The 11,543-nt window shown below is 70.6% G+C and carries 7 protein-coding genes and 1 pseudogene; 3 read left to right on the top strand and 5 right to left on the bottom strand.

The genetic code is table 11. The annotated features are described in order from the left end of the window. Nucleotides 1–648 (bottom strand): annotated as a pseudogene (locus D7Y13_RS29990) (O-antigen ligase domain-containing protein); the annotation flags it as partial. Between the two features lie 186 nt (nt 649–834). On the opposite strand from D7Y13_RS29990, the gene D7Y13_RS29985 reads away from it, so the two are divergent. The 3 genes from D7Y13_RS29985 to D7Y13_RS29975 all read left to right on the top strand — a co-directional run bounded on the left by D7Y13_RS29985 (nt 835) and on the right by D7Y13_RS29975 (nt 6,008). After that, entirely contained in the window at nt 835–2,304 is a 1,470-nt protein-coding gene (locus tag D7Y13_RS29985; RefSeq protein WP_120584997.1) for an MDR family MFS transporter, read from the top strand. A gap of 171 nt (nt 2,305–2,475) precedes the next feature. Then, nucleotides 2,476–4,836 (top strand): phosphoketolase family protein, encoded by a 2,361-nt coding sequence (locus tag D7Y13_RS29980; protein ID WP_120584998.1) that lies wholly within the window; start codon nt 2,476–2,478, stop codon nt 4,834–4,836. Next, entirely contained in the window at nt 4,833–6,008 is a 1,176-nt protein-coding gene (locus D7Y13_RS29975; protein ID WP_120584999.1) for an acetate/propionate family kinase, read from the top strand. Before D7Y13_RS29980 ends, D7Y13_RS29975 begins: the two co-directional genes overlap by 4 nt. Before the next feature lie 21 nt (nt 6,009–6,029). Here the strand turns inward: D7Y13_RS29975 and D7Y13_RS29970 are convergent, their stop codons facing one another. The 4 genes from D7Y13_RS29970 to D7Y13_RS45930 all read right to left on the bottom strand — a co-directional run. After that, the gene (locus D7Y13_RS29970; protein ID WP_120536878.1) at nt 6,030–7,145 is read right to left on the bottom strand and encodes an LptF/LptG family permease; all 1,116 of its coding nucleotides are present in this window, start codon (nt 7,143–7,145) and stop codon (nt 6,030–6,032) included. Next, a complete protein-coding gene (locus D7Y13_RS29965; RefSeq protein ID WP_120536879.1) occupies nt 7,142–8,254 on the bottom strand; it encodes an LptF/LptG family permease in 1,113 nt (370 codons plus the stop codon). Before D7Y13_RS29965 ends, D7Y13_RS29970 begins: the two co-directional genes overlap by 4 nt. Next, nucleotides 8,251–9,510 (bottom strand): phosphoribosylamine--glycine ligase, encoded by a 1,260-nt coding sequence (gene purD / locus D7Y13_RS29960; protein WP_120585000.1) that lies wholly within the window; start codon nt 9,508–9,510, stop codon nt 8,251–8,253. Before purD ends, D7Y13_RS29965 begins: the two co-directional genes overlap by 4 nt. Before the next feature lies 1 nt (nt 9,511). Further along, nucleotides 9,512–11,543: tetratricopeptide repeat protein (locus D7Y13_RS45930; protein ID WP_120630846.1), on the bottom strand; the 2,032-nt coding region annotated here is incomplete at its 5' end.

The following is an 11,543-nucleotide window of genomic DNA, read 5'->3' as shown; positions in this document are numbered from 1 at the left end:
CAGCACCACCGCCCCCGCCAGCACCCGCTGCCGCGTCACCCGCGAGCGCCCGAGCACCGCCAGCGCCGGTCCCAGCACCGCGATGGCCCCGTGCGCGAACCGCAGCCGGTGGAAGAAGAAGCCTCCCGCCGCGAACCGGGGGGATTCCTCCGTGCCGAAGTTCTCATGCAGGCGCGACAGGTTGAGCTTCAGGAACGCGGGCGGCTCCCACGGCCAGCGCACCCGGTGCTGGAAGAAGCCCAGCCCCGCCGCCAGCAACCACCCTCCCGCGATGAGGCCGCCCAGCAGCAGCCACGGCACCCCCAGCGTCCCGATGCAGGCCACCGCCGCCGCCGCCACCGTGTCCAGCGCCTGCCCGTACCTCGCGCCCCGGGGCCACTTCGCCGCCGCCCCCGTCAGGAGCGCCACCGCCGGGGACAGCAATTGCCACCCGCACAGCGCGACGCTCGCCAGCACGAACGCCCGCACGTCCTTCTCCAGCCGCAGCCGCTTCGTCACCGCGAGTGTCAGCGCCAGCGCCGTGGCCAGGATGGCGCCCGCCTGGAGCACCGCCTCCGCCAGCACCAGGCCCACCGCGTAGAGCCCCAGCACCGCGGCGACCGCGGTCCTCCAGCGCCCACCTTCGACCGTCCGAGAGTCCGTGCTCATTCGTGCGCCCCGGCATCGCGAGGCGGCCGGACCCTACCTCACCCACCGCCGAGCTTCCCCTCCTCCCGGACAGGCCCTGGAATCCGGGGCGCGGGCCTCATGAATCGCGCTGGCGCGCTTGACCCTGGCGACGCGGACGGGCACCCGTTACTCAGGACCCTTTTGCCCGGGTCCGAACCTCCCGCCATGCGCACCACCCACCGACCGTTCACCACCCTCGCCCTGGCGCTGTGCCTCTTCATGGCCGCGCTGGAGATGACCGTCGTCTCCACCGCCATGCCCACGGTGGTCAGCGACCTGGGCGGCATCCAGAGCTACGCGTGGGTCTTCACCGCGTACATGCTGTCGTCCACCATCACCGTGCCCATCTACGGGAAGCTCGCGGACCTCTACGGCCGCAAGCCCGTGCTGCTCTTCGGCACCGGTCTGTTCCTGGTGGGCTCCATCGCCAGCGGCCTTTCCACGTCGATGGACATGCTCATCGCGTTCCGGGTCCTCCAGGGACTGGGCGCCGGGGCCATGCAGCCCATCGCGCTCACCATCATCGGGGACATCTACACGCTGGAGCAGCGCGCGAAGGTGCAGGGGGCGTTCAGCGCCGTGTGGGGCATCGCCGGACTCGCGGGGCCGCTCACCGGGGGCCTCATCGTGAAGTACCTCACCTGGCACTGGGTCTTCTTCATCAACATCCCCATCGGCGTGGTCGTCATGGGGCTGCTCGTCCTCTTCTTCCAGGAGGAGCTGAAGCGAAAGGCGGCCGCCCGGCTCGACTACGCGGGCGCGGCGCTCCTGTCCGCGGGCGTCGTGGCCCTGTTGTTCGGCGTGCAGGGAACCGGCCGCACGCTGCTCGCCCTGCCCGCCGCCGCCGTGCTCCTGGGCGCGTTCGTGTTCGTGGAGTTGCGCGCCGCCGAGCCCGTCATCCCGATGACCATTTTCAAGATCCCCGCCATCGCCATCTCCTCCACGGCGGGCGCGCTGTTCTCCGCCGCCATGTTCGGCGCCACCACCTACGTCCCGCTGTACGTGCAGGGCGTGCTGGGCGGCTCGGCCACCATGGCGGGCGGGATGATCACCCCGATGATCGTCGGCTGGCCGCTGGCGAGCCTCGTCGCCGGCAAGCTGATGCTTCGCACCGGCTTCCGGCCGCTCATCATCGGGGGACTGGGTCTGTCCGTGGTCGGCACGGGGCTGATGGCGCTGCTGCTCAAGCCGGGGGCGTCGCTGCTGGTGCCTGAGATTGCCATGGGGCTGTTCGGCATCGGCCTGGGCTTCACGTCCACCGCGCTGCTCATCGCGGTCCAGACGAGCGTCGGCTGGGAGCTGCGCGGCGTGGCCACCGCCAGCAACATGTTCTTCCGCACCATCGGTGGGGCGCTGGGCGTGGGGTTGATGGGCGGCGTGCTGGTGACACATCTGATGAAGGATCCCCGGGTGCCGGTGAGCGCGGCCAACGAGCTGCTCGGGCCCGAGCACGGACGCGGCCTGCCTCCCGCCATCCTGGAGACGCTCAGCGGAGCGCTGGGCACGGGCCTCTCCATCAACTTCTGGATCATGTGCGCGGCGGCCGTCGCCGCGTTCTCCGCCGGACTGTTCTTCCCGAAGGTGAAGCGCGTCACCACACCGGTGAACATGTCCGACGTCACCGCGACCCACTGAGGCCCCGGACCCCGACGTCACGTCACGCGACTGTCATTGCTCCGCCAGTCCTCGCGTTCAGAAGGCCGCCCCGCACGGAGTGCCACGCCATGCGCATTTCAAGATAGGGAAAGGCCGGAGTCTGGTACCCTGCGGGGCGCGGAGAGCCTTGTTCCGCGGGGGATGACACCGATGCCGGGTCCGCTGAGTGAAGCCGAACTGGAGAAGATCGACGCCTACTGGCGCGCGGCGAACTACCTCTCCATCGGGCAGATCTACCTGAAGGACAACCCGCTCCTGGAGCGTCCCCTCACGGTGGAGGACATCAAGCCCCGGCTGCTCGGACACTTCGGCACCACGCCCGGCCTCAACTTCATCTATGTGCACCTGAACCGCATCATCCGGCGGCACCGGGCCAACATGATGTATCTGATTGGCCCCGGCCACGGCGCGCCCGGCATCATCGCCAACACGTACCTCGAAGGCTCCTACACGGAGCTGTATCCCAACATCGAGCGCAACCGCGACGGGATGAAGCGCCTGTTCCGCCAGTTCTCCTGGCCCTACGGCGTCCCCAGCCACGACTCGCCCGAGGTCCCCGGCTCCATCAGCGAGGGCGGAGAGCTGGGCTATTCCCTGCTCCACGCCTACGGCGCTGTCTTCGACAACCCGGACCTCATCGTCCCCTGCGTCGTCGGCGACGGCGAGGCGGAGACGGGCGCGCTCGCCGCGAGCTGGCATTCCAACAAGTTCATCAATCCCATCACCGACGGCGCGGTGCTGCCCATCCTGCACCTCAACGGGTACAAGATCGCCAACCCCACGGTGCTCGCGCGCATCGACGCGGACGAGCTGGAGGCCCTCTTCCGGGGCTACGGCTACCAGCCCTTCTTCCTGGAGGGCGACGACCCGAAGACGATGCACCAGGAGATGGCGGCGGTCCTCGACCTGCTCCACGCCGAAATCCTGCGCATCCAGCGTCACGCGCGGGAGAACAACGACCCCACCCGCCCCCGCTGGCCCATGCTCGTGCTGCGCACCCCCAAGGGGTGGACCGGACCGCGTGAAGTGGACGGCAAGCCGGTGGAAGGCACCTGGCGCGCCCACCAGGTCCCGCTGGAGGAGGTGCGCACCAACCCCGAGCACCTGAAGATCCTCGAAGCGTGGCTCCACAGCTACCGGCCCCGCGAACTCTTCGACGCCAACGGCACCTTCCGCGAGGAGCTGGCGGACATCGCGCCCAAGGGCCGGCTGCGCATGGGCGTCAACGTCCACGCCAACGGTGGGCAACTGCTCGTCCCGCTCGTGCTGCCGGGCTTCCGCGACTACGCCATCGACCCGGGCACGCCCGGCTCCAAGGAGGTCAGCGCCACACGCGTGCTGGGCGGCTACCTGCGGGACGTGATGCGCAACAACCTGGACGCCCGCAACTTCCGCATGTTCGCGCCGGACGAGAACGCCTCCAACCGGCTCCAGGATGTCTACAAGGTCAGCGGCAAGGCCTGGGACGCGAAGCAGGAGCCCACGGACGAGAACCTCTCCGCCGACGGACGCGTGATGGAGGTGCTGAGCGAACACCTCTGTCAGGGGTGGCTGGAGGGCTACCTGCTCACCGGACGCCACGGCTTCTTCAGTTGCTACGAGGCGTTCATCCACATCATCGATTCGATGTTCAACCAGCACGCCAAGTGGATCAAATCCGCGAAGGAGCTGCCCTGGCGCAAGCCCATCGCGTCGCTGAACTACCTGCTCAGCTCGCACGTGTGGCGACAGGACCACAACGGGTTCTCCCACCAGGACCCGGGCTTCATCGACCATGTGGCCAACAAGAAGGCGGACACGGTGCGCATCTACCTGCCGCCGGACGCGAACACGCTGCTGTCCGTGACGGACCACTGCCTGCGCTCGAAGAACTACGTGAACCTCATCATCGCGGGCAAGCAACTGGCGCCCGTGTGGATGGACATGGAGAGCGCCGTGCGCCATTGCTCGGCGGGCATCGGTACGTGGGACTGGGCCGGCAACGACGACGGTGACCCCGACGTGGTGATGGCCTGCGCGGGCGACGTGCCCACCCTGGAGACGATGGCGGCGGTGACGCTGCTGCGCGTGTGGGCGCCGGAGCTGAAGGTGCGCGTCGTCAACGTGGTGGATGTCTTCACGCTCGCGCCGGTGAGCAGCCACCCGCACGGCCTGAACGAGGAGGACTTCAACCGCCTGTTCACCATGAACAAGCCCGTCATCTTCGCGTTCCACGGCTACCCGACGCTGGTGCACAAGCTCACGTACAACCGGACCAACCACGCCAACATCCACGTGCACGGCTACAAGGAGGAGGGCACGACGACCACACCCTTCGACATGACCGTGCTCAACGACATGGATCGCTTCACGCTGGCGCTGGCCGCCATCCGGCACTCGCCCGCCGCGCTCCACCGGCTGGACGACGCGGAGCAGCGCTTCTCCGAGGTGCGCCAGCAGCACAAGCTCTACGTGTCGGAACACGGCGAGGACATGCCCGAGGTCCGCGACTGGAAGTGGACCGCGCGATGAGCGACTCCGGCGCGGTGCTGGTCATCAACAGTGGCTCGTCGTCGCTGAAGTTCGGGCTCTACGTCGAGCACTCGGGCCAGGAGACCGTGCGGTTCAAGGGCAGCGCGAGCCACATCGGCGCGGAGCAGGGCCGGCTCGTCCTGAAGGATGGACGGGGCCAGCAGGTGCGCGCCGTGGACGTGCGGCATCCGTCGCAGGAGGACGCGTTTCGCGAGGCCGTGCGACACCTGGAGGAGGTGGGCGCGGAGAAGCCGCTCGCCATCGGGCACCGGGTGGTGCACGGCGGTCCCAGGCTGCGCAAGCATCAGGTGCTGACGCCGGAGGTGTTGAAGACGCTGGAGGACGCCACGCACTTCGCGCCGCTGCACATCCCTCCGGCGCTCGCGCTCATCCGGGCCGCGAAGGCGCACTACCCCGGCGTGCCGCAGTTCGCCTGCTTCGACACGGCCTTCCACGCCACCCTGCCCCCGGTCGCGTCGACGCTGCCCCTGCCCCGGGCCGTTCGCGACCAGGGCGTGCAGCGGTATGGGTTCCATGGCCTGTCGTATGAGTCCATCGTCGCGCGGCTGGCCCCCGTGGTCCCCGCGCGAACGGTGGTGGCCCACCTGGGCAATGGCGCGAGCCTCGTGGCGCTTGAACAGGGGCGCTCCGTGGATACGTCGATGGGCTTCACGCCCACGGGTGGCATTCCCATGGGCACCCGCACGGGCGACCTGGATCCGGGCGTGCTCGTGTACCTGCTGCGGACGGGCGGGCTGGACGCGGAGGGGCTTGAGGCGATGGTGAACCACGAGGCCGGGCTCCGGGGACTGTCGGAGGGGACCAGCGACATGCAGGCCCTCACGCGCGACGCGGCGGCCGGGGACGCGGCGGCGACGCTCGCGGTGGACGTCTTCACCCGGAGCATCGCCAAGACGGTGGGGGCCTACGCGGCGGTGCTCGGTGGGCTGGACCTGCTCGTGTTCACGGGAGGCATCGGGGAGAACAGCGCGCCCGTGCGCCAGCGTGTCTGCGAGACGCTGGGACACCTGGGCATCACGCTCGATGCGCGTCGCAATGACGAGGGCTCGGAGGTCATCTCCGCCCAGACGTCCGCGTGTCCGGTCCGGGTGATTCCCAGCGATGAGGAGAGGCAGCTCGCCCGGCACACGCGCCGGCTCCTGCGCGGCTGAGTTCCACCAGGGTGCGCCCTGCTACCTCGCCGCCTTCCTCCTCCTCGGCAGGTGCAGCAAGCCCTCTCGGCGCAGCCACAGCGCGCCCGCAGCAATCGTCAACAGCGTCGTCGGCATCCAGGCCGCCACGGCGGGCTCCAGACGTTCGGTGAGCACGAGCGTGCGCGACACCACCATCAGGCCCCACATGGCCACCGCGATGAGCAGGCCCTCCACCACGGCCGCTGTCAGGTGTCCCCGCCGGTTCGTGCGCAGCGCGAGCCCCACCGCAAGCAAAGCCGCTGGCAGTCCCGCCAGCGCGTACGCGAAGCGGTTGTGCCACGCGAGCTGGAAGCCCCGCGTCGCAAGCCCCACCTCCGCGCGCGCGGCGATCTGCTCCCGCAGTTCCCCCAGGCGCATCTGCTCCGGCCGGCCCGGACGGATGCGGAACGTCGTCGCCCCCACGCCCAGCTCGTACTCGGCGCTCGGCTGCTGCTGCACCGTCGTGCGCCCGTCGTCGGTGAAGGTGCGCTCCACCACGTCCGTCAGCTCCCAGCGGTTGCCCTCCAGCGAGCGCATCCGCCCCGCGTCCACGCGCCGCCGCAGCTTGAACTCCGGCGTCAGCGTGAAGATGGAGACGTTCTCGAAGCCCTCCTGCGCGTCGCCGCCCCGCAGGAAGAAGATGTTGTCGCCCCGCCGGAACCACTGCTTCGGCGTGTAGTAGAGGCGCCAGTCGCCCCACCGGTTGAAGCGCTGCGTGGTGATTTCATCCACGCGCCGGCCCGCCCTCGCGGCCACCGTCTCATCGAAGAGCACCAGGCCCAGGCACGCCACCAGCGCGCACAGGCCAATCGGCAGGTAGAGCGCCGCGGGGCCGAAGGTGAGCGCCCGGAGCGCCGTCACCTCGCCCTTCTTGCGCAGCGCCGACACCGTGGTGCCCGCCGCCAGCAGCAGCGCCGCCGGCCCCAACTGCTGCACCGTCACCAGCGCCTTGTAGCCGTAGAGCTTGAGCACGTCCCACACCCAGCCCTCGCCCCCGTAGGCCTTCGCGCGGTCCACGAAGTCCACCACCAGGAACACCGCCACCACACCCGCCAGGATGCCCAGCGTGTAGCGCACGTACGCGCGCACCACGTAGCCGAACAGCATGCCCCTCATCGCACCGTTCCCGAGCGCGTCACCCGGTACAGCGCCACCGCGCCCACCACCATGAACAGCACGTTGGCGAGCTGCCCCGCGACGAGCACCGGAAGCTGGCCCTTCTGGCCCATCTGCTCGAACGCGCGGCTGAGCAGGTAGTAGAGGACGTAGCCGCCCAGCGTCAGCAGGTATCCCCAGGCGCGGCCCGCCTGCTTGCGGCCGATGGCCAGCGGCGTGGCCAGCAGCGCGAACGCCACCGGCGCCACCGCGTTGCCCAGCCGGCTGTGCAGCGCCATCAGGAACGGACGCGGGTCGTCCTTGCGCTCCTCCGCGTCCTTCGCCGCCGCCAGCAGCTCCACCGGCGTCAGCTCCTCCTTGGGCGAACGGAACCGGTTGCGCCGCGACAGCGAACCGCCGAGCCCCACGTTGATCTGCGCCTTCTCGAAGGAGACGACGCTGGCGTCCACCGAGGAGCGGTTGGCGCGGTGCACCTCGCCCTCCTGCAATTCGATGGTCAGCGCCTCGCCGCGCTCCGACGTGCCCACCCGGCCCCGGTGCGCCAGCACCAGCAGCGGCGAACTCGGGTCGCGGTCGTCATGCAACAGCACGTTCGTCCACCCGCCCCCGTTGGGCGCCACCTTCTGCGCGTACAGCGTGAGGTCGCTCAGGTCCTCGTAGAAGACGCCGGACTTCACGTCGCCCGCGACGTTCTTCTGGATGACCTCGCCCACCAGCTCCTTCACGCCCGTGAGCCCCCAGGGCTCCACCGTGGACGTGAGCAGCACCATGAACGCGCTCAGCGCGAGCCCCACGCCCAGCGGCGCCGCGAGCAACTGGAGCGGGCTGATGCCCAGGGCCTGCAGCGACGTCAGCTCCCGGTCCTCCCCCAGCCGTCCCAGGCCCAGCAGGATGGCCAGCAGGAACGCGATGGGCAGCGCCATCACCAGGAAGTGCGGCGCCAGGTACGCGATGAGCCGGCCCAGGTCGCTCAGCGTCACCGCCGAGCCCAGCAACACGTCCGTGCCCCGCAGGAACTGCATGACGAACAGCAGCAGGAACATGAACGCCACCCACACACCCAGGGGGACGAGCAGCTCCTTGAGCAGGTAGCGCGCCAGCAGCTTCACGGCCGCGTCCGAAGCCCTCGCGCGCCGATGTCCCGGCGGAAGTGCTTGCCTTCGAAGCGCACCATTTCCGCCGACGCCAGGGCCCGCTCCCGCGCCTTCGCCAGGTCCTCGCCGCGCGCGCACACCGTCAGCACGCGCCCGCCCGCCGTCACCAGCGCGCCGTCCTGCTTCGCCACGCCCGCCAGGAACACCGGCGCGTTGAACGGCACCGCCTCCAGGCCCTCGATGCGCTGGCCCTTCTTCGGCGTCTCCGGATAGCCCTCCGCCGCCAGCACCACGCCCACCGAAGAGCCCTGGTTCTGCGCCAGCGTCCGGGGCTCCAGCGTGCCCCTCGCGCAGGCGTCCAGCAGCGGCAGCAGGTCTTCATCCAACTGCATCATCAGGACCTGCGTCTCCGGGTCCCCGAAGCGCGCGTTGAACTCCAGCACCTTCGGGCCCGTGGCCGTGAGCATCAGCCCCGCGTACAGCACCCCTCGCAGCGGCGTGCCCCGCTTGCGCAGGACGGCCAGCGTGGGCGCGATGACCTGCTCACCCACCTGGGCCAGCTGTTCGGCGGTGAGGAACGGCGCCGGGCAGTACGCGCCCATGCCGCCGGTGTTCGGGCCCGTGTCGCCCTCGCCCACGCGCTTGTGGTCCTGCGACAGCGGCAGGAGCACGTAGCGCTCGCCGTCGCACAGGGCCATCAGCGAGACCTCCTCGCCCTCCAGCAGCTCCTCCAGCACCATCTGCTGGCCGGCCTGGCCCATCGCCGCCACCGCGCGCACCGCCTCGCGCGCGGCCTGCGCATCCGGCGCGACGATGACGCCCTTGCCAGCCGCCAGCCCGTCCGCCTTCACCACGATGCGGCCCTGCTGGACGGCGTACGCCTCCGCCTGGGCCGCGTCGGTGAAGACCTTGAAGGCCGCGGTGGGCACGCCCGCCTCCGCCATGACCTCCTTGGCGAAGGCCTTGGAGCCCTCGATGCGCGCGGCCGCGGCCACGGGGCCGAAGCACGGGATGTCCACCTGCGCCAGTGCGTCCGCGACGCCCGCGACCAGCGGCGCCTCCGGGCCCACCACCACCAGGTCCACGCCCTCGCGGCGCGCCAGCGAGACGACGGCCTCCGGCGAGTCCGCCTGCAGGGCCACGTTGGTGCCGCACTTCGCCGTGCCGGGATTGCCCGGACCACACAAGAGCCGCGAGAGGCGGGGACTCTGGGCCAGCTTCCACGCGAGCGCGTGCTCGCGGCCGCCCGACCCCAGCAACAGGACCTTCACGTCAACCTCGCTCGTCCAGCTTGAACAGCAGCTTCTTGGCCGGGAAGTAGGCGGGATCCAGTCCCACCACCTTCAGCAGCATCGCGCGCGCCACGTCCGGCTGAGCCGCCACTTCCAGCGCCGCCAGGTGGGTCTGCGCCGAAAGCATCGTCGGGGAGACTTCCAACACGGAGCGCACCGTGCGCTTCGCCAGCTCCACGTCCCCCACCGCCTGCGCGAGCCCCAGCGACAGGCGCGCGATGGGCAGGCTGCGCTCCAGGGCCACCGCCTTCTCCGCCAGCGGGAGTGCCTGCGCGGACTTCGCGTCCAGCGCGATGAGGGCCCGGTACGCCAGCGCGCCGCCGTTGTTCACGCCCGTCTCCACCACCGCGCGGAACTGGCGATCCGCGCCCTGCAGGTCGCCCTGGTAGTAGCGCACGAGCCCCTCGTAGAGCACCGGCTGCACGTCGTCCGGGCGCGCGCTCAGGGCCTGCACCACGCCCTCCACCCCGACCAGCGTGTCGTTGGGCCGCAGCCAGAAGCGCGTCAGCGCGGGGCGGGGCGCAAGCCGCATCGGGTCCCACTTGCGCGCCTCCAGCACGCCGAAGAACAGGCGGAAGGACTCCTCGCGCTGCTTCGCGCTGGCCACCGCCACGCCCGCGAGCAGCTGCGAGTCCAGACGGCGATCATCCAGCGTCCCCGCCTTGAGGAAGTGCTCCTGCGCTGAAGCCGGATTCTGCTCCAGCAGCAGCACCCGGCCCTCCAGCACCTGCTCCAGCGCGGAGTCCTCCAACCGGCCCTGGAAGCCCTTCAGGTGTTCACGGGCCTTCGCGGCATCCTTGCGCGCGAGCGCCACCAGGAACAACTGGAGGTGGGCTTCCGGAAGGTCCTTCACGAGCTTCAGGGCCTCATCCGCGGCCTTCACCGCGCCGGCGGCGTTGCCCGCGGTGCGCTCCGCGGCGGCCAGGTGTCCCCAGATTTCGGACGCATCCCGAGCCCCATAGCGGGACACGTTCTTCGCCAGGGCCCGCAGCTCACGCACGGCGAGGGCCACATCGCCTTCCGCCTGGTAGCGCAGCACGGCCAGCGCGAGCGACGCACGCACGTCCCCCGCGTTCGCCTTCACGCGGTCCTCGTACAGCTTGCGCGCGCGCCCCGTCTCCCCGACCTCCACGTAGATGCGGGCGGACGCCTCCAGGCTGTCCCAGTCCTGCGGATCCAACTCCAGCCGGCGGCCCAGCATCTTGAGCGCCAGCCCGTACTGTCCGGCCTGCTCGTGGGCGAGCGCGCTGTAGTAGTCCACGCGCTTGAGGCCCGGCGCCAGTTGGCGGGCTTCGTCGAACTCCTTGTTGGCCAGCTCGCGCGAGGTGGCCACCTGGGCACGGCCCAGCACCAGGTGCGCCTCCGCCTTGTGCGCGTCGGGCGCCGTGGGCTGCGCCAGCACCGCCTTCGCCAGCGTGGTCGCCTCCTCCAGGTTGCCCGCCACGCGAGCGCGGGCCAGCAGCAGGTTCGCGTGCGCGACGAGCAGCGCGGGCGTCTTGCCGGCCATGTCCTCGGCGGCCTGGATGAGGGCGCGCGCTTCCTGGAAGGAGGTGTCGTCCATGCCCGGACCGCGTCCGAGCGCCAGCGCCTGCACGTAGCCGACGATGGCGTCGGTGCTGCGCGGGTCCAGGAGCAGCGCCTGCTGGAAGGACTCCTCAGCCTCCGCGTACGCGACGCGCTGGTCCTTCGCGAGCTGCTGTTGACCCGCCGCGAGGTGCTCCGCGCTGGTGCCGATCAGCTCCAGGAACTGGAGCTTCCAGCTGCTCACCGCGGCCAGCACCACCGGGGGCACGGCGGCGGGAGCAGCCGGAAGGGCGGCACGGGCGGCCTCTTCCTGATGGGGCTTGTAGAGCAGGAAGTATCCCGCCGCCCCACCGCCCCCGAGCAGCACCACCACGAGCAGGCCCACGACGACGGGACGGAACCCGCCTCCGGAGCCCGCGCGCTGCGCGGTCCGGACCGGCGCGGCCGTGATGTGCGAGGTCCGCGCGGGCTTCACCGAGCTGATGCGC

Origin of the sequence: Corallococcus praedator, assembly GCF_003612125.1 — a bacterium.
GTDB lineage: Bacteria > Myxococcota > Myxococcia > Myxococcales > Myxococcaceae > Corallococcus > Corallococcus praedator.
The sequence above is the reverse complement of the archived record's forward strand: the minus strand, read 5'-3'. Positions and strand labels throughout refer to the sequence as shown.

What these genes read in the sequence shown, in the direction of transcription:
- D7Y13_RS29985 (WP_120584997.1), top strand. Translation starts at nt 835, where the DNA reads ATGCGCACCACCCACCGACCGTTCACCACCCTCGCCCTGGCGCTGTGC.
- D7Y13_RS29980 (WP_120584998.1), top strand. Translation starts at nt 2,476, where the DNA reads ATGCCGGGTCCGCTGAGTGAAGCCGAACTGGAGAAGATCGACGCCTAC.
- D7Y13_RS29975 (WP_120584999.1), top strand. Translation starts at nt 4,833, where the DNA reads ATGAGCGACTCCGGCGCGGTGCTGGTCATCAACAGTGGCTCGTCGTCG.
- D7Y13_RS29970 (WP_120536878.1), bottom strand. Translation starts at nt 7,145, where the DNA reads ATGAGGGGCATGCTGTTCGGCTACGTGGTGCGCGCGTACGTGCGCTAC.